Source organism: Mycobacterium paraterrae, from assembly GCF_022430545.2.
GTDB lineage: Bacteria > Actinomycetota > Actinomycetes > Mycobacteriales > Mycobacteriaceae > Mycobacterium > Mycobacterium paraterrae.
On record NZ_CP092488.2, the window covers coordinates 5,402,329 to 5,420,166 of the forward strand.

The 17,838-nt window shown below is 64.1% G+C and carries 17 protein-coding genes; 2 read left to right on the top strand and 15 right to left on the bottom strand.

Annotated features, from left to right (window positions below):
- Positions 1–17: 17 nt before the first annotated feature.
- A complete protein-coding gene (gene cbiE, locus MKK62_RS25925) occupies positions 18–1,223 on the top strand; it encodes a precorrin-6y C5,15-methyltransferase (decarboxylating) subunit CbiE (RefSeq protein ID WP_240263064.1) in 1,206 nt (401 codons plus the stop codon).
- Here cbiE and cobM read toward each other — a convergent pair.
- The 11 genes from cobM to MKK62_RS25980 form a co-directional block, all read right to left on the bottom strand.
- The gene (cobM, locus tag MKK62_RS25930; RefSeq protein WP_434085002.1) at positions 1,213–1,986 is read right to left on the bottom strand and encodes a precorrin-4 C(11)-methyltransferase; all 774 of its coding nucleotides are present in this window, start codon (positions 1,984–1,986) and stop codon (positions 1,213–1,215) included. The genes cbiE and cobM overlap by 11 nt on opposite strands.
- Positions 1,974–3,491, bottom strand: a complete 1,518-nt coding sequence (gene cobJ, locus MKK62_RS25935) for a precorrin-3B C(17)-methyltransferase (protein ID WP_240263062.1) — start codon at positions 3,489–3,491, stop codon at positions 1,974–1,976. Before cobJ ends, cobM begins: the two co-directional genes overlap by 13 nt.
- Positions 3,488–4,153: a precorrin-8X methylmutase gene (locus MKK62_RS25940; protein WP_240263061.1), complete on the bottom strand. Its 666-nt coding sequence runs from the start codon at positions 4,151–4,153 to the stop codon at positions 3,488–3,490. The genes cobJ and MKK62_RS25940 overlap by 4 nt, the downstream gene beginning before the upstream one ends.
- A complete protein-coding gene (locus MKK62_RS25945) occupies positions 4,150–5,037 on the bottom strand; it encodes a ferredoxin-like domain-containing protein (protein ID WP_240263060.1) in 888 nt (295 codons plus the stop codon). The genes MKK62_RS25940 and MKK62_RS25945 overlap by 4 nt, the downstream gene beginning before the upstream one ends.
- Entirely contained in the window at positions 5,037–5,795 is a 759-nt protein-coding gene (locus MKK62_RS25950) for a sensor domain-containing protein (protein WP_240263059.1), read from the bottom strand. Before MKK62_RS25950 ends, MKK62_RS25945 begins: the two co-directional genes overlap by 1 nt.
- A gap of 2 nt (positions 5,796–5,797) precedes the next feature.
- Entirely contained in the window at positions 5,798–7,600 is a 1,803-nt protein-coding gene (lepA, locus tag MKK62_RS25955; RefSeq protein ID WP_240263922.1) for a translation elongation factor 4, read from the bottom strand.
- 175 nt (positions 7,601–7,775) lie between these two features.
- The gene (locus MKK62_RS25960) at positions 7,776–8,801 is read right to left on the bottom strand and encodes a hypothetical protein (RefSeq protein ID WP_240263058.1); all 1,026 of its coding nucleotides are present in this window, start codon (positions 8,799–8,801) and stop codon (positions 7,776–7,778) included.
- 214 nt (positions 8,802–9,015) lie between these two features.
- On the bottom strand, positions 9,016–10,059 hold the full coding sequence (locus tag MKK62_RS25965) for a hypothetical protein (protein ID WP_240263057.1): 1,044 nt from the start codon (positions 10,057–10,059) through the stop codon (positions 9,016–9,018).
- Positions 10,060–10,413: 354 nt separating this feature from the next.
- On the bottom strand, positions 10,414–11,433 hold the full coding sequence (locus MKK62_RS25970) for a hypothetical protein (RefSeq protein WP_240263056.1): 1,020 nt from the start codon (positions 11,431–11,433) through the stop codon (positions 10,414–10,416).
- A gap of 392 nt (positions 11,434–11,825) precedes the next feature.
- Positions 11,826–12,242: a hypothetical protein gene (locus MKK62_RS25975; protein ID WP_240263055.1), complete on the bottom strand. Its 417-nt coding sequence runs from the start codon at positions 12,240–12,242 to the stop codon at positions 11,826–11,828.
- Positions 12,243–12,283: 41 nt separating this feature from the next.
- Positions 12,284–13,111: a hypothetical protein gene (locus tag MKK62_RS25980; RefSeq protein ID WP_240263054.1), complete on the bottom strand. Its 828-nt coding sequence runs from the start codon at positions 13,109–13,111 to the stop codon at positions 12,284–12,286.
- Positions 13,112–13,194: 83 nt separating this feature from the next.
- Here MKK62_RS25980 and MKK62_RS25985 point away from each other — a divergent pair, with 83 nt between their 5' ends.
- Positions 13,195–13,773, top strand: a complete 579-nt coding sequence (locus tag MKK62_RS25985; RefSeq protein ID WP_240263053.1) for a type II toxin-antitoxin system PemK/MazF family toxin — start codon at positions 13,195–13,197, stop codon at positions 13,771–13,773.
- A 4-nt stretch (positions 13,774–13,777) separates the two neighbouring features.
- Here MKK62_RS25985 and MKK62_RS25990 read toward each other — a convergent pair whose 3' ends face one another.
- From MKK62_RS25990 to MKK62_RS26005, 4 genes are all read right to left on the bottom strand, one after another.
- A complete protein-coding gene (locus MKK62_RS25990) occupies positions 13,778–14,206 on the bottom strand; it encodes a CBS domain-containing protein (RefSeq protein ID WP_240263052.1) in 429 nt (142 codons plus the stop codon).
- 104 nt (positions 14,207–14,310) lie between these two features.
- A complete protein-coding gene (locus MKK62_RS25995) occupies positions 14,311–15,150 on the bottom strand; it encodes a transglutaminase family protein (RefSeq protein ID WP_240263051.1) in 840 nt (279 codons plus the stop codon).
- Entirely contained in the window at positions 15,150–16,139 is a 990-nt protein-coding gene (locus MKK62_RS26000) for an alpha-E domain-containing protein (protein ID WP_240263050.1), read from the bottom strand. Before MKK62_RS26000 ends, MKK62_RS25995 begins: the two co-directional genes overlap by 1 nt.
- On the bottom strand, positions 16,139–17,707 hold the full coding sequence (locus MKK62_RS26005; RefSeq protein ID WP_434085121.1) for a circularly permuted type 2 ATP-grasp protein: 1,569 nt from the start codon (positions 17,705–17,707) through the stop codon (positions 16,139–16,141). The genes MKK62_RS26000 and MKK62_RS26005 overlap by 1 nt, the downstream gene beginning before the upstream one ends.
- Between the last annotated feature and the right edge of the window lie 131 nt (positions 17,708–17,838).

Here is a 17,838-nt window from a genome sequence, read left to right on the forward strand (position 1 = left end):
ACGCTAGCATCGCCGCCGTGCCGACCTCTGACCTGCGGGTAACCGTCGTCGGTGTCGGCGCCGACGGGTGGGACGGCCTGACACCGGCGGTGCGGGCGGTCGTCGCGTCGGCGGATGTCGTGCTGGGCGGCCCGCGTCAGCTCGGGCTGCTGCCCGGTTCCGAAGGTCAGGTTCGCCAGCCGTGGCCATCGCCGTTGAGCGCGGCGCTGCCCGACCTGCTGACGCAGTTGGCGGGCCAACGAGTGGTCGCGCTGGCCTCCGGCGACCCGATGCTGAGCGGCATCGGCACCACGCTGGTCGACATCTTGGGCTCTGATCGGGTGACGGTCTTCCCGCATCTGTCGTCGGTGACCATCGCCCGGTCCCGGCTGGGATGGTCCGCGGAGTCCACCGCGGTGGTCAGCGTCGTCGGCCGCGACGTGCATGCCGTGTTGCGCGAATTGGCCCCCGGTCGGCGAGTTCTCGTGCTGTCGTCCGACGAGAAAACGCCCGCGGCTCTGGCCGATCTGCTCACCGAGCGCGGATACGGGTCGAGTCGATTCGTGGTGCTCGGCGACCTCGGCGGCGACGACGAGACTTTTCACGACGGCACTGCGGCCGATTTCGCCGGTGCTGTCTCCCGGCTGAATATCGTTGCGCTGCAATTGGACGGACCGTTGCGCGCGGGCTGGGCGACGGGGCTGCCGGACGACGCGTTCGAGCACGACGGTCAGCTGACCAAGCGGGATCTGCGGGCAAGCGCGCTGGCACGGCTGTTGCCGGCGCCGGGGCAATTGCTGTGGGACGTCGGCGCAGGGGCGGGTTCGGTGGGCATCGAGTGGATGCGCGCGCACCCGACCTGCCGGGCTGTCGCGGTGGAAGCCGACCCGCAGCGGGCCGACCGCATCGCCCGTAACGCGCGGTCGCTGGGCGTGCCGGCGCTGCATGTGGTGTCGGGAGCTGCACCGGAAGCGCTGAGCGAATTGGCAAGCCCTGATGCGGTTTTCATCGGCGGCGGCGCGAGTCGAACCGGTGTGCTGCGGCGCTGCCTCGACGCGTTGCCCGGCGGCGGCCGGATAGTCGTGCACGGGGTCACGGTCGAGACGGAGGCCGTCCTCGCCGCGGCGTACGCCGAGCACGGCGGTGAGCTCACCCGTATTCATGTCGAGCACGCCGCGCCGGTCGGCTCGTACACCGGGTGGACGCCGTCGCGGGCAGTGACGCAGTGGGCGTTCACGAAGTAACCGATCGGTCGCGGTGCGCGTCGTAGAGGTGGCTCTCGCCCGCCCGCGGATCGGGTCGTGCGGCGAGCACGTCGCCCACCATGATCACCGCCGCCTGCGTGAGTCCGGCGGCCTCGACGTGGTCGGCGATGTCGGCGACGGTACCGCGAAGAGTCACCTCGTCGGGCTGCGAAGCCCGGTACACCACAGCGACCGGGCAGTCGGCGCCGTAATAGTCGGTGATTTCGTCCATCAGCGCGCGGATGGCGGTGATCGCCAAGTGCAGCACCAGCGTCGACCGCGTCGCCGCGAACGCAACCAGCGACTCGGTGTCCGGCATTGCGGTCGACCGTGCTTGCGTGCGGGTCAACACCACGGATTGCGCGACGAGCGGAACGGTCAGCTCGCGACCGATGCGCGCCGCCGCGGCGGCATAGGCCGGCACGCCCGGTGTGATGTCCCACGGCACGCCGGCGGCGTCGAGCCGGCGGGTCTGCTCCGACACCGCGCTGTAGAGCGACGGGTCACCCGACACCAGGCGAACGACCCGTCGACCCGCCTGTTGCGCGGCGACCATCCGGGCCACGATGTCGTCCAGGTTCAAACTTTGGGTGTCGACCAGTTCGGCTGTCGGGGAGCATGTTTCCAGCACCGCAGGGTCGAGGTAGCTGCCTGGGTACAGGACGGTGTCGGCGTCGGCGAGCAGCCGGGTGGCCCGGACAGTGAGCAGGTCGGCGGCGCCCGGTCCGGCGCCGACGAATCGCACGGGGTTCATCGCACCCATCGCGGCGTCCAGACCCGGCCGTTGGATGTGACCCTGGTACTCGACGCGCCTACCAGGACAAGGCATTTCATGTCGATAGAGTCGGTGTCGAGGTCTGCCAGTGTCGTCACGGTCAGCGACTGCTCGGCGCGCCCGACGTCGCGCCCGACGATTACCACGGTGTCGCCACGACGGTGTTCGAGCAGAATGTCGCGGGCCAGCTTGATCTGATCGTGTCGCGAACGCGAGGCCGGATTGTAAATGGCTACAATGAGATCGGCGTCGGCTGCGGCACGCAGTCGTTTCTCGATCACCGCCCAGGGCTTGAGTCGGTCCGACAGGCTGAGCACGGCGAAATCAGCGCCGAGCGGCGCTCCGGCCAGCGCGGCAACGGCGTGCACGGCCGATACGGCGGGCAGCACCCGAATCGGGATGTCGGCGTAGCGCTCGTCCTCGGCCGCCTCGAACACCGCCGCGGCCATTCCGAAAACCCCTGCGTCGCCACCGGATACCACGGCGACCGACTCGCCCTTCGCGGCAAGGTCGAGAGCAAAGCGGGCCCGATCGACCTCGACGGTGTTGCCGGACACATGCCGCTGCAGGCCTTCTCGCTGCGGGACCCGCGCGACGTACGGCCCATAGCCGACGACGTGCCGGACCTGCGTCAGCGCCGCCGCTGCCTCAGCCGTCATCCAGTCGTCCGGGCCCGGCCCCAATCCGATCACGAGCAGCTCGACATTGGCCGCACTGGTAGAAATGATTGCGGGGCTTGGCTCTTCGACCATGACACGGGACCGCGGGCCGTTGCGGGAGTCGCCATTGACCACGATCAGCGACAGGTACGGCACGGTCGTCTCGTCGACCTCGGTCACGGGCAGCCACCGTTGTTGGGGGTGGCTGGCTCGCTCGACGTACATCGCGTGGTCGAGGCGGCCGGCGGCGGCGAGCGCGCGGCGCACAGCCGGAAAGGTGCGGCCGAGCTTCATGATGATCGCGCCGTCGGTGTCGGCCAGTCGACGCGCGAGTTCACTTTCCGGCAGCGTGCCGGGCAGCACCGTCAGCACATCCGTCTGCCGAACCAGGGGCGACGCGACCGCCGCCGTGGCGGCGGTGAACGCCGGTATTCCAGGAACGATCTCGGTCGGGAATCGGCTGCTGAGACGATCGTGCATGTACATGAACGAGCCGTAGAACAGCGGATCCCCTTCGGCGAGAAGGGCAACGGTTCGGCCGGCGCTCAGATGCGCTGCAAGTCTGGCGGCCGACTCCTCGTAGAACTCGGCCAGCGCACCGGCATACCCGCCGGGATGATCGGTGGTCCCGGTGGTGAGGGGATAGCGCAGTTCCTCCTCGATGGCATCGACCGGAATCAGGTCCGCCGCGATGGTGCGCGCGTACGACTGCTTGTTGACACCGGCGTGGTAGGCGATGACATCGGCTTCTCCGATGACCCGTGCCGCCTTCCGAGTGATCAGCTCGGGATCCCCGGGGCCCAAGCCGATACCGTAGAAGCGCCCGCCCGTCACTCGACCTCCGAAGCCAGCGCGTTGACGGCCGACGACGTCATCGCCGATCCGCCGCGACGCCCGCGCACCGTGACGAACGGAATGTCGATGTCGTGGTCGCGCCGGAAGGATGCCAACGCGTCCTTGGATTCCGCGGCGCCGACGAACCCTACCGGGCAGCCGACGATCGCGGCAGGACGAGGCGCGCCGTCGACGAGCATTTCCAGCAGGTGGAACAATGCCGTCGGCGCATTCCCGATGGCCACGATAGCGTTGTGCAGCAACGGTTCCCACAGTGAGACGGCAGCGGCGGTGCGGGTGGTCTGCCACTCCCTGGCCAACGCCGGCACACCCGGCTCGTTGAGAAAGCAGTGCACCTCGTTGGCGGCGGGCAGCCGGCCCGCGGTGATGCCGGTGGCGACCATGCGGGCGTCGCACAGAATGGGCGCGCCGGACTGCAACGCCGAGCGAGCCGCCGACACCAGCGTCGGGTGGATGATCAGGTCGTCCACCAGGTCGGGCTGACCGGTGCCGTGAATCATTCGGACGGCCAGCTTTTCAGCCTCCGCCGGCACGTGTGACAGGTCGGCTTCGCGCCGGATGGTGGCGAACGAGTCCGCGTAGATTGCCGGCCCGTCGGCGATGTAGTCGTAGCGCCGCGTCGGTCGGGTCGTCTGGGTCACTCGCCTACCTCCGGGGTGTTCGGCACAAGGACGCCGCGCCACGGTGTGACCACGACATGCGGTACGTCCACGGCGCGTTCGAGCAGTGCCTGCACCTGGTCGGGGTTCAAGACGCCTTCGTGCGCGGGCACATGCTCGCCGCCGGGCACCTTTCCATACGGCAGCGCTGGCGCCGCGGCGGGGATCCGCGGGTCCGCGGGAAACGGCGGTTGGAGCGGCCGACCCAATTCGCGGATGTGCCATGGCGCGTCGGCCCCGACTCCTCGCGCGTCGAGGAACTGGCCCGCCAGGTCGGTCAGCCGGTCGGCGACATCCGCGACCGGGATGACGTCGCCCCAGTGATCGCCGACTCGCAACTGGACCACGTTGTCGTCAAGCGCCACGCAGCCGAGGTCGGTGCCACGCTTCCCGGCGCCGGTCAAGCGGGTCAGCAGATCTCCGCGGCCGTCGTCGAGTGTGAACAGGAATCGTCCGGGCAGCAGACCGAGTCGCGGGCTCGCGCACAGGAGCCTGTCGAGCCGCGCGATCGCCGGACGTAGGTCGATGCGGCCGCCGGCCAACCCCGTCTGCGGTGACGCCAACACATTGCGCACGAGTTCGTGTGTGCGCGTGGGCATCAACCCGGTCGATTCGATCGCGAGCGCAACGTCGTGGGTCAAGCGACCGTCGTCACCGGGCAATCCGCGCAGTTGCAGATTCGCGCGTCGGGTCAAATGGATTCCGCCGTCGCCGTATCGTCGGGTGACCTCGCAGAGGCGGCGCAGGGCGGGCGTGGGAAGCACACCGCCCATCAACCGGATGCGGACCAGCAACCCGTCGTCGGCCTGCCAGGGACGCCACACACCGGGGCACATGTCTGCCCGGGTGCGCGAGTCCGTCGTCATCAGCTCAGCTCGCTGACCCTGTCCATCATCGCCTGAGCGACGTCGACAGCACTGGTGTCCGGGTCCGCCGATCCCGGATCCGACGGACGTCGGTCGCCGAAGAAGACCATGTCGACCTCCACGATGCAGTTGAGTCGGACACCGACGGCACGAGCCTGCGGGGTGGGCTGCAGCGACGGCATGTTGGGCAGCGTCGCTGTCGCGGTATTGGTCGCTGCCACAACGGAATCGACGGCGCGAACGTCGTTGATCACCGTCGACGTGTCGATCGGGCCAGCTTTCTCGTCCGTCGTCTGACCCTTGCAGCGCTGCCACCGGTCCGGGAATGTCGCGAACAGCGCCTGCGCTTCGGCCGCCGAGGGCAGTGTCACGACGCCTTCCTTGACGCTGATCACCTGGGCGGGATCCCCGTCGTTCCACCACGACACCGACGCGATGCTCTGGACGTTGGCCGGGCCATAAACGCTGCCCTGCAGCATCGCCGTCACCTCGAGGCAATCGGCCGACTCCGGCGGCGCCTCACGCTGGTCCAGGAGGTCGCGGCCGCCGAATTTGGCGGGCGCCCGGGCAACAAGAGGTTGTCCGAGCATTTTCGACAACGCCCGACCGTCGAGCAGAACCCGCTTGACGGTGAAGCCGGACAACGGTTTCGGCTTCAGATGCGGCGCCGGCTTCGCCGTGCCGTCGACGACCGGACCACAGCCCACGGCATACGCGGCGATTACCGTGCACGCCGTAGCCAGTCCGAGCGTCCGCATGGCTACTTCTTGCTGCCTTTGTCCCCCGCGGCGTCCGTGGACAGCGCCGCGACGAACGCCTCCTGCGGCACGTCGACCCGGCCAATGGTCTTCATCCGCTTCTTGCCCTCCTTCTGCTTTTCGAGCAGTTTGCGCTTACGGGTGATGTCACCGCCGTAGCACTTGGACAGCACGTCTTTGCGAATAGCGCGAATATTCTCGCGCGCAATGATCTTCGAGCCAATCGCGGCCTGCACCGGCACCTCGAATTGTTGACGCGGGATCAGCTCTTTGAGGCGGGTGGTCATCTTGTTTCCGTAGGCCGCCGCACCGTCCTTGTGCACGATCGCGCTGAACGCGTCAACGGCCTCGCCCTGAAGCAGGATGTCGACCTTGACCAGCGAGGCTTCCTGCTCCCCGGCTTCTTCGTAATCAAGGCTGGCGTAGCCGCGGGTCCGCGACTTCAGCGAGTCGAAGAAGTCGAAGATGATCTCCCCCAGCGGCATCGTGTACCTCAGCTCGACACGTTCGGTCGACAGATAGTCCATGCCGCCGAGTTCGCCGCGGCGCGACTGACACAGCTCCATGATCGTGCCGATGAATTCGCTCGGCGCAATGACCGTCGTCTTCACCACCGGCTCATAGACCGTGCGCACCTTGCCTTCTGGCCAATCCGACGGGTTGGTGACGATGACTTCGGTGTTGTCCTCTTTCACCACCCGGTAGACGACGTTCGGCGACGTCGAGATGAGGTCGAGGTCGAACTCGCGCTCCAGCCGCTCGCGGGTGATCTCCATGTGCAGCAGACCGAGAAATCCGCAGCGATAGCCGAAGCCGAGCGCCACCGACGTCTCGGGTTCGTACGTCAACGCCGCATCGTTGAGCTGCAGCTTGTCCAATGCGTCGCGCAAATCCGGATAGTCCGATCCGTCAACGGGATACAGCCCCGAATAGACCATCGGTCGCGGCTCGCGGTATCCGGTGAGCGCTTCCGTCGCGCCGTGTTTGGCAGTGGTGACGGTGTCACCGACCTTGGATTGGCGGACGTCTTTCACGCCGGTGATCAGATAGCCCACCTCGCCGACACCAAGTCCGACCGAGGCTTTCGGCTCCGGCGATACGATGCCGACCTCAAGGAGTTCGTGCGTGGCACCGGTCGACATCATCTGAATGCGCTCGCGCGGAACAATTTTGCCGTCGACCACCCGCACATAGGTCACCACGCCGCGGTAGATGTCGTAGACCGAGTCGAAAATCATTGCCCGCGTTGGCGCGTTCGGGTCCCCGGTGGGCGGCGGCACCTCGCGCACGACGTGGTCGAGCAGATCAGCCACCCCCTCCCCGGTCTTGCCCGAAACGCGCAGCACGTCACTCGGTTCGCAGCCGATGATGTGCGCGATCTCGCCGGCGTAACGCTCCGGATCCGCCGCGGGCAGGTCGATCTTGTTGAGCACCGGAATGATGTGCAGGTCGCGGTCGAGCGCCAGGTACAGGTTGGCCAGCGTCTGCGCCTCGATTCCCTGGGCGGCGTCGACCAGCAGCACCGCGCCTTCGCAGGCCTCGAGTGCGCGCGACACCTCGTAGGTGAAGTCGACGTGGCCGGGGGTGTCGATCAGATGCAGGACGAATCGCTCTCCGTCGACCTCCCACGGCAGGCGGACGTTCTGCGCCTTGATCGTGATGCCGCGCTCACGCTCGATGTCCATCCGATCGAGGTACTGGGCGCGCATCGAGCGCTCGTCCACGACGCCGGTGAGCTGCAGCATCCGGTCGGCCAACGTGGACTTGCCGTGGTCGATGTGGGCGATGATGCAGAAGTTCCGAATCTGCGCCGGCGCGGTGAAGGTTTGGTCGGCGAAACTGCTGATGGGAATCTCCTGGTGAAGCCGGGCTTTGGCGCTTCCAGCGTAGCTAGCCAGCGGTGCCGCGGCACAATCGCGGGATGGTTAGGCCAAACGAAACCCCCGGAGTCGCCTCCGGGGGCTCGTCGTGCAGCGGTAATCAGTTAGCGAAGACTCCGAAGTACCCGAGCAGGTCGTTCCAGCCGTCGGTGAGGAAGTCGGTGATCGCACCGGAGGCGGATCCGGTGGCCAACGCCTCGGTGATTCCGCTCGACGAGCCGAACAGATCGGCCAGCGGAATCGTGTCGACGGCGGCCGTCGGGTTGATCAGCGAGTAGAGCTCGACGTTGAGCGCGTCATCGAAATTGACCAGGGCGCCGTTGAACTCGCTGAAGGCACCCGGGTCGCTTGCGACACCGGCCGTGAACGGCTGTACTCCGAACAGTTCGTAGTCGAGGATCGACGGCGTCCCGGAAGCCGGCGCGTCGTTTGCGATGTCCGCCGGGTTGATGACGTCGAATCCTTGCGGACCGGCCGAGTAGTCGGCGCTGGGGATCCCGGCCAGGGTGGCTTCCGACACAAACAAGGAGTTCATCGCCGAAACTTCGCTCGTGACAACGCTAGCTAGGGGGTCGACCTCGGCCGTCGATGCGGCCGATTGCGGGAAGATGCCGAAGTAGCCCTCCAGGTCGCCGAGAGCGAAGTTGAGGTAGTACTGCTCGGCGCCGGTAACGCCGAGGGTCTGCGCATAATCGATCGAGCTCGGCGAGCCGATGAAGTCAGCATCGTTCATGTCCATGGCGCCGTTGTTCTGAGCCGCATAGAGGTAGACGTTGTAGGCATCGTCGAACTTGCCGAGCGCGCCGTTGAAGACGTTGTAGGAACCCGGGTCAGAAGCTGGGCCCGCCGCGATCGGATTCACCCCGTACAGCTCGTAATCAAGAAGAGTCGGGGTGCCCGTCTGAGGTGCATCCGCTGGAAGGATGGTGTCGAACGAGCCGGCGTGATGGGTGATGTCGGCCGAGTTGCCCGCGAGCGCGGCTTCGCCGTCGAAGATCGAGTTCAGCGACGAAATCTCGCTGTCCACGGTGCTGGTGATCGGGGTGTCCGCCGTTGCCAGCGGTGCAAACGTCAATGCAGTTCCGGTGGCAAAGCCAGCGGCTGCGGCAATCTTGCGGATGTCCATGGTTGTGTCTTTCAGGTTGGCGCCGACGAGGGGGCGTACCGCCGGAGGTTTCGCGAGCGCAGATTTCCGAGAACCGGATCCGCGCTGCTGGAAACCTGAAAACAACATAACAAATAGATATGTATTTTCTAGGAGTTCAGTAGATGAATTTTGGGATCCCACGCACAGCGAGACCCCCGGAGTTCTCTCCGGGGGTCCCGTCGCAGCGTCGGTACTACATGGAGGGGATGAGTGCACTCGGGTCGAAGTAACCCAAGATGTCGTTGAATCCCAGCTGGACGAAGTCGCTGATTGCCGAAACGACGCCACCCTCCAAGAATTCAGCGTGCGTACCGAAGATGTCGGCAGAGTCAATCAGATCGCCGCCGTTCAGCAGCGCGAACAATCCGACGTTGTACGCGTTGGCGAACTCCGTGAGTGCGCCGTTGAGCACGTGATACGAGCCAATCGACCCTTCTTCGATGACGTTCTCCGGGTTGAGGCCGAAGATCAGCGTGTTGAAGTAATCGGTGCTATCCCCCAGAGGAATCGTGTCCCACGGGAGCACGCCCGTGCCCTCGACAACCTTGTCGGAAAGTCCAGCCGCATCTGCAGCCGTGCCGAAGAGGCTGTTCAGTCCCTCGACCTCGGCGGTGAAAACAGAACTGAGGTCCACCGGATCTGCCGCGCCTGGCGAAGCGACGTCGCCGAGCTGCAAGAACGACAGGTCCTGCTGGAAATAGCCGGACAGGTCGTCAATACCCCGGTCGTAGAACCAGATTGCAGCGTTGTCCGACGCCAAAGCAGCAGCGACGTTGTTGGCCGAGCCGATGAAAACATCGTCTGGGGCGACTTCGTTGGGGTTCAGCAGTCCATACAGCGTGGCGTTGAACGAGTCGGCGAAATTGATTGCCGCACCGTTGAAGACGTTCGCAGCGCTGGTGCCGCTGGAAATGCCAGCGTCAATGGGGTCAACGCCATACATGTAGTACTCAAATGGAGTTACTAGTGACGGGTCGGTCACCTTGGGTGCAAATTCCGCGATGCCGGCAGGCGTCAAAGCGAACAATTCTCCCGGTCCGCCGCCGGTGTACGCGGTGTCCGGGACGCCCGTCAGCGTGGCACCGAACGCGAATAGCGAATTGAGTGAAGCGATTTCACTGTTGTTGATGCTGTCGAAATCGATGAGATCGGTTGGTGCCGCATCCGACAACGGCGCGAACGCGACCGCGGCCCCGGTCGCAATACCGGCAATCGCAGCAACGTGACGAACTTTCATAGTTGTTCCCTCCCAGAGATTTATCCGCCGAGCGGTTCAGCTGGACCGCCGGAGGTCCCCCACCAACCAGGCTGTCCCAGGCCTGACCCCATTTGTTGGAAACCTGAGAGGAATCTAACAATTACGACCTAAATTCTGAAGACATTTCCTGAGAAAAATTTAATTCTCTGTTTTTACCGATGAATAACATTTGCTTGGCCTCGAAAATACATTTGTTTCGCAATGCAAAATCATATTTATGAAATCAATATGCATGTGAAAGAAACCGTTGCGAACGTCGCGAAACCGTCACTCATGTCGCAACAAAACGAAACCCCCGGAGTTGCCTCCGGGGGTTCGTTGTCGATCGTGGAACTATGGCATCAAAGCCCCAGGCTCGAAGTAGCCGAGCAGGTCCTGGAAGCCAAGGTTCAGGAAGTCCGTGATGGCCGAGGACACCCCTCCGGACAGGAAGTCGGCGTGGGTGCCGATCACGTCAGCGACGGGAAGGATGTCGCCGCCGTTCAAAAGCGAGTACAGCCCGACGTTGGAGGCATTGAAGAACTCGCTCAACGCGCCGTTCAACACGTCGTACGAGCCCGGGTCATCCGAAACGTTGGCCGGGTTGAGGCCGAAGACCAACTCGTTGAACAGGGTGTTGGTGTTGTCGGGGTCGATGGTGTCGAAACCGACGTAGTTGCCCGGAATCGAGTTGACGTTCGGGATGATGTCGCCGTACACACCCGCGAGCTTGCCGTCGAGCTCGAAGAGGTTGTTCAGCTGCACGATCTCGTTCGAGATGTAGGGGTCGATGTCGCCGGGGGTGTTTGCCGGCGGCGCGAAGATCGCGTCGTAGCCCTTGAGGTCGCCGAGTGCGAAGTTGAGGAAGTACTGGTACGCGCCTGACACCGAACCGGTGTCCAATCCGGCCGCGATGCTGGTGGGAGATCCCAGATAGTCGTCGGGGTTGGTGTCCAGGGCGCCCCCGTTTTGCGCAGCGAACGCAAGAACGTTGTACGCGTCGTAGTACTCGGTCAGCGCGCCGTTGAAGACGTTGTAAGGCCCGGTGTCGGTGGAGATGCCGGCCAGAATTGGGTTAGCGCCGTAGATCTCGGTTTCCAGCGGCGTGACCTGACCGTATGTTGCGTCACCAGGGACCAAGTACGGCGTCACCGATTGGTTGATGGTGTCATAGACGCCGGAGCCGTGCGTGGTGATATCGGCGGAGTCACCGGTCAGCAGAGCGTAGGTCTCGAGAATCGAGTTCTGCGAATTGATTTCGTTGTCCAGGGTGGTCACCGCGAAGCTGGACGGGTCCGCCTGGGCGAGCGGCGCGAATGCCAGTGCCGCGCCGCAGGCAAAGCCAGCGGCCGCAGCAATTTTACGAATGTGCATGAAAATTGCCTTTCGAATGTGTCCGCCGACGATCCGGGCAATCGTCGGAGGTCCCCCCAGCACCCCTGGCTTGAAGCCTTAACCCCGCCGCTGGAACCTGAGAAGAACATAACAGCTTCGTGTGGCTATGAGAAGTGTTTCACTAGGATTTCGTACGTTCGCCGTACTTTTCGCAAAGCGGATGAAGTTGCAGGTCGACGCCGAAAATGGCTCTGCCGAAGAGCTTCCACTGCTCCGTCGCCGGATCTATAGGCACCCCGTAAGCGTGAACGAGTTAGCTGCCACCCTGAGTAAAACTGAGGATCCGCACAGACTAGCTGGGATAAAGGTCATCGAGTTGGGCCCACAGCAAACCCCCGGAGTTTCCTCCGGGGGTTCCTGAGACGGACCTGTCAGCTGAGGGCTGGCAGGGCGATGTCGAGGAACGACAAGTTGGTTCCGAAGAATCCGGATAGATCGCCGATCGCATAGTCGTAGAAGTAGTCGAAGGCATACGTTGCGGTGCCTCCCGCCAGCGCGTCTGTGATATGCGTTCCGTCGAAGTAGTCCGCGGGGTTGGTGTCGAGAGCTCCGTAGCTCAGCAGCGCGTAGAGCGCGACGTTGTACGCGTCGTCGAACCGGATTGCTGCGCCATTGAACACGTCGTAGGCGCCCGGGTCCGACGTCGCCTGCGTCAGCGGACTAACGCCATATAGCTCGTAGTCGAGCCCGATGGGTGTGCCCGCGTTGGGCGCGTCCGTCAGTGGGATGGTGTCGAATAGCGGGTTCGCCGCTGGCGAAGGCGGGATGACGTCGGCCCCGTGCCTCACGCAAGCGTTCGCTCATCCGTGGAGCACCCAGGGGCCTGAACTCAGAAGAGGGTGAGCAAGTCACCTGTCACTGGAATCGAGAACAGGATCTCGCCACCGGCGCCCAAGACATTCAGCTGGTCGACCGGACCCGTGGCGGCGTCTGGCAAATCCAGGTACTGGATGCCGAACTCGACGCCGGACAGATCGGAAAACGGCAACCCGGCGGGGTCGTAGAGCCAGATGTCGTTGACATTCTGCACCAGCGAAGTGGCACCGGTTGTGAGGAACGGAGTGTCTTCAAAGAGGTTGTAAATCCCTGAGCCGGTGATGATTGCGCTGAAAGTCGACCCGAAGATCGTTCCGTCGGTCGCTGCACCCGTGACGCTGGCAACGCTTCCAGGCGTCACGTAGCTAACAGCTTCCAGGCTGGAAACCTCGTAATCGTTGATCTCGAGCGGACCGTTGGGAGCTTGCAAACCCGCAGTGTCGACGGCGACGCCCAAAGAGTCTGTGTAGTGGCCGTTCTGTTGGTAAGCCTCTCCGGCGAAGTAAGGAAGTATGCCCAGATTTTCCGGCGCGATGCGATCGCCCGTCGTACTCGGGAAGTCGGGTATAACGACCGTCGAAGGATCGGCAGTAGCCGCTGGGGCGATGGCTAATGTCGCGACAGTGGCCGCTGCCGCGCCGACCAATGTCAATCCGAGCTTGATCCGGCGGCCCAAGGCCTGCGGATACTCGACGTCGTCGCAGGTGACCAGCGGCGGCGTAGCAACAAATTCCGTATCCATCGGGGCGTCTCCTATGTGGTGGTCGGATGCTTTTCCGACCTGGCAATGGCATAAGCGAAGGCTGAAATAATGCTGAGCGATTAGGGTGGCGCTGATCAATAAGGGTTTTCCCTACAGTTTTGGATCTGTGAGCAGCGCGGTCCTCCGAGCGCGACACCTGCGCGCGCACCTATGCTGCGAAGATGCCTTCACAATGGAAAACCTTCCAGCGGCTGGCTGAGCACCTGGTGTTCGACGAAGCGCCGAAGTTGATTCGGCAGCTACAGCATTCGCCGACCGTCCAAAAAGGAATCAAGATCGGCTTGGACGTGCTCGCGGCCACCGCGGCGGAGCCCCCAGCCGAGATCACCGCCGGCCGGCCGGTCACCAGGAACAGCGCGCCCACCGCACACCGCGCTCGCCGAATCGTCTACTCGCCCAACCTCGACGGTCGCGCCGACCCCGGCGAAGTGGTGTGGACCTGGGTGACTTACGAGGAAGACCCCACCCGCGGCAAGGACCGACCGGTATTGGTCGTCGGCCGCGACCGCGCCACTTTGCTCGGATTGATGATGTCGAGTCGCGAAAGCCATGCCTCCGATAGGTGTTGGGTAGCCATCGGCAGCGGCAGCTGGGACGGCGAAGGGCGGCCCAGTTGGGTACGCCTCGATCGCGTGCTGGACGTCCCCGAGGAGAGCATTCGGCGCGAGGGTGCGATCTTGGGCCGAGCAGTCTTCGACAAGGTCGCTGAGCGCCTGCGTCGGGACTATTCCTGGAGCTGAGCGGTCAGCCCTGGGTGATGTAGGACTGCAGCTGCTCGTGCTCGCTTTCCAGCTCTTCCATGCGCGTCTTGACGACGTCGCCGATGCTCACGATGCCGACAAGCTTCCCGTGCTCGAGAACCGGCACGTGCCGCACCCGGTTTTCGGTCATGAGCAGCGTGAGACTGTCGACGGTGTCATCCTTGCAGCAGGTCGAGACCACCGACGTCATGATCGTCTCGACCGGTTGGGTGAGCAGCGACGCACCATGCGCATGTAGTTGGCGCACGACATCGCGCTCAGACACGATGCCTTTTACGCCGTCCTGGCCGGACACCACCATCGCCCCGATGTTGTGTTCGGCAAGTCCGGCCAGAAGTTCGGCGACCGTGGCATCAGGATCGATCGTCACCACCGCGTCGCCTTTCCCGCGCAACACGTCCGCTATCCGCATCGAGCCTCCCCTGAGGTGTGATCAGCTTCACATCCAGGCTACGACGAGATCCCGCCGTGTGTAAGTGACTTCTCCGCAAATTGTCGGGCGATGAATCTGCTGAGCTAGGCCAACCGAGTGATTTCGACGACGACATCGAGATCGGTGGCACCCTGCCCGGAGTAGATCCCTTTCAGCGGCGATACGTCGGAGTAGTCGCGCCCCACACCGACCGTGACGTACTGCTCGTTGATCGAGCTGTCGATGGTGGGATCGTGGTCCCACCAGCCACCCGTCCAGGCCTGAATCCAGGCATGGCTCTGACCGTCGACGGTGTCGCCGATCTCCGCCCCGGGATCCGGGTGGTGGTAGCCGGAGACATACCGCGAGGGAATTCCCATGCCGCGCAATACCATCAGGGTCAGGTGAACGAAGTCTTGGCAGACGCCTTTGCCCTCGCGAAGGGCGTCGAGGCCCGAGGTATACACCCCGGTGCTGCCCTTGACGTAATCGAGTTCGCCGCGCACCCATTCCGAGGCGGCCAGGACGGCGTCGGCGGGGCCGTGCTCCTTCGCGATCTTCTTGCCCACCGACGCAACACGCCTGCTCGCTGGGGTGTGATCTGTGGGGGTCAGCACTTCGTCGTAGCGATCGACGACGGAATCACTCCTCAACTCGTCCCACGTCAACTCCTGCGCGGGCGGATCGGGAAGCTCGGTCTCCACCACCGACGCGGACGTCACCGTCAGCTCGGTGTGCGGTGCATGCAGGTCGAACGCTGTCACCGCAGTGCCCCAGTAGTCGATGTAGCGATATGAGCGGGTCGCCGGGACGGTCTCGACCCGATTGAGGACAACGTTCTGTCGCGAATCCGACCGCGGCGTGAGCCGGGCTTCGTTGAAGGAAGCCGTCGCCGGTGACGGATACGCATACCCGGTTGCGTGCAGCACACGCATACGCCACATCAGTTCTTCCCCTGCTTCGTCGCCTTCGTCGGCAGCGGATCGCGTTGGCCGGCATCGGTCCACGCCACCCAAGGCACCGCGTGAAAATACTGCAGCGCCAACGCTTCTCCGACATCGAAGCACGACTTCTGCAGCCCGGCCAGCCGCCTTTCCAGCGACTCGAGCAGCACCCCCGGCCGGACGAACTCGAGTTCGCTGCGGGCCCGGCCCAGCAGACGCTGCGCCTCAGAAATAGTGCCGACGTTGCCGTGAGAGTTGTGCACCAGTTCGTCGAGTTGGTGCTCGGCCACCTTCAGCGAATAAAAAATTGACCGCGGGAACCGCCGGTCCAGCAGGATGAATTCCACCACCCGATTCGCGTCCAGCACACCGCGATACGTCCGGAGGTAGGTGTCGTGGCCGCCCGCGGCACGCAGCACCGTCACCCACGCCGGCGACGCCGCACTGTCGCCGACTCGGGACAGCACCATTCGCACCGTCATATCCACCCGCTCGATCGCACGACCCAACATCATGAAGCGATAACCGTCGTCGCGGGACAGCGTCGAGTCGGCCAGACCGGCGAACATTGCCGCGCGGCTCTCGATGAACGACAGAAATTCGTGCGGCCCAAGCCGTTTGGCGGCCCGCATACGCTCACCCATGGCGTTGTAGGTGGTGTTGAGGCACTCCCAGGTTTCGGTGGAGGTTACCTCCCGAGCCGACCGTGCATTTTCCCGCGCGGCGGTGATCGCGTCGACGATCGAACTGCCACCACCCAACGTATGCCGGCGGAAAGCTACCACGTCGGTCAGCGACCACAGGTTGAGCTCGTTGTCCGGCTCTTCGATTCCCAAGACTTGCAACAGGACTCGCGACGTGTGGTCGGGGTCGACACTGGAGTCCTCGAGCAGTTGGTGAAGGGTCACATCGAGGATGCGTGCGGTGTCGTCGGCACGCTCGACGTAACGACCGATCCAGTACAGCGCTTCTGCGTTGCGAGCAAGCATCAGCGAACCACCGCCTGCTGCTGTTGTTGTTGCTGTCCCGACCGCTGCCGCGGGCCGGCCTTCATTTGCGACTGCTTCTGCCGTTGAAGCGGCTTCTCGGCGGCCTCCTCGTCGGCCGCTGTGACCGGCGCCGGCAATGCCTTGACCACCTCTGCCGCGCCAAGCTCGTGATCGGCGGCCGAGGCCCTCGACGCCAGTACCCAGGTGTCCTTCGATCCGCCGCCCTGACTCGAGTTGACCACCCGGGATCCTTCGACAAGCGCCACCCGCGTCAAACCGCCAGGCAGCGTCCAGATTTCGTCGCCGTCGTTGACGATGAACGGCCGCAGGTCGACGTAACGCGGGGTCAACGTGTCACCGATCTGCGTAGGCACCGTCGACAACTGCATCATCGGCTGGGCGATCCAGCCGCGCGGGTCTTCCCGGATGCTCTTGCTGATCGCGTTCAATTCTTTGGCCGAGGCTTCGGGGCCGAAGACAATGCCGTAACCACCGGAGCCCTCGACAGGCTTGATCACCAATTCGGCGACCCGGTCGAGCACTTCCTCTCGCTCGTCGTCGAGCCAACACCGGTAGGTGTCGACGTTGGCCAACAGCGGCTTCTCACCGAGGTAGTACTCGATGATGGTCGGCACGTAGGTGTAGACGAGCTTGTCGTCGCCCACTCCGTTGCCGACGGCACTGGAAATCACCACGTTGCCGGCGCGGGCCGCATTGAGCAGACCGGCCACGCCCAGGACCGAATCCGGCTTGAACTGCATCGGGTCGAGGTAGATGTCGTCGATGCGCCGATAGATGACATCGACCTGCTGCTCGCCTTCGGTGGTGCGCATGTAGACCTGGTTGTCGCGGCAGAACAGATCGCGTCCCTCGACGAGCTCGACGCCCATCTGGCGGGCCAGCAGCGAATGCTCGAAGTACGCCGAGTTGTAGACGCCGGGAGTCAGCACGACCACCGTTGGGTCGGCCTCGTTGGTGGCAGCGGAGTTGCGCAACGCTCGCAGCAAGTGCGAGGCGTAGTCGTCGACGGCGCGCACCCGGTGGCTGGCGAACAGGTTGGGGAAAACCCGGGCCATCGTGCGCCGGTTCTCCATCACGTAGGACACCCCGGACGGCGATCGCAGGTTGTCCTCGAGCACTCGCCAGATGCCCTTCTCGTCCTTGATCAGGTCAATACCCGCAACGTGGATGCGCACCCCGTTGGGGGGCTGGATGCCGACGGCCTGACGATGGAAGTGCTCGCACGAGGTGATCAGGCGCCGCGGGATGACGCCGTCGCGCAGGATCTCCTGGTCGCCGTAGATGTCGTCGAGGTACGCCTCGAGAGCTTTCACCCGCTGGACGAGGCCGCGCTCCAGCTTCGTCCACTCGGCGGCGGAGATCACCCGAGGAACTTGATCTAGTGGAAACGGGCGTTCCTGACCCGACAGCGAGAAGGTGATGCCCTGATCGACAAAGGCCCGACTCAGCGCCTCCGCACGATCGTCGAGATCGTCGGCGGTGGACGGCGCCAGCTCTCGATAGATGCCCTTGTACGGCGTCCGTACATTGCCCTGCGCGTCGAACATCTCGTCGAAGGCGTCAGAGTAACCATTGGTGACGTTGTATCCGGCAAAGATGTGCTCGAAAGTCTGCTTTTGCCGCTTGTTCTCAGCGGGAACGGTTCGAGTAGGCACGTTGCCATGCTGCATCAGATTGT

Bases quoted from the DNA above. Each gene is read 5' to 3' on its own strand.
- cobM (WP_434085002.1), bottom strand. From the start codon at position 1,986: ATGGGTGCGATGAACCCCGTGCGATTCGTCGGCGCCGGACCGGGCGCC.
- MKK62_RS25945 (WP_240263060.1), bottom strand. From the start codon at position 5,037: ATGACGACGGACTCGCGCACCCGGGCAGACATGTGCCCCGGTGTGTGG.
- MKK62_RS25950 (WP_240263059.1), bottom strand. From the start codon at position 5,795: ATGCGGACGCTCGGACTGGCTACGGCGTGCACGGTAATCGCCGCGTAT.
- MKK62_RS25960 (WP_240263058.1), bottom strand. From the start codon at position 8,801: ATGGACATCCGCAAGATTGCCGCAGCCGCTGGCTTTGCCACCGGAACT.
- MKK62_RS25965 (WP_240263057.1), bottom strand. From the start codon at position 10,059: ATGAAAGTTCGTCACGTTGCTGCGATTGCCGGTATTGCGACCGGGGCC.
- MKK62_RS25970 (WP_240263056.1), bottom strand. From the start codon at position 11,433: ATGCACATTCGTAAAATTGCTGCGGCCGCTGGCTTTGCCTGCGGCGCG.
- MKK62_RS25985 (WP_240263053.1), top strand. From the start codon at position 13,195: ATGCCTTCACAATGGAAAACCTTCCAGCGGCTGGCTGAGCACCTGGTG.
- MKK62_RS25990 (WP_240263052.1), bottom strand. From the start codon at position 14,206: ATGCGGATAGCGGACGTGTTGCGCGGGAAAGGCGACGCGGTGGTGACG.
- MKK62_RS25995 (WP_240263051.1), bottom strand. From the start codon at position 15,150: ATGTGGCGTATGCGTGTGCTGCACGCAACCGGGTATGCGTATCCGTCA.
- MKK62_RS26000 (WP_240263050.1), bottom strand. From the start codon at position 16,139: ATGCTTGCTCGCAACGCAGAAGCGCTGTACTGGATCGGTCGTTACGTC.
- MKK62_RS26005 (WP_434085121.1), bottom strand. From the start codon at position 17,707: ATGTTCGACGCGCAGGGCAATGTACGGACGCCGTACAAGGGCATCTAT.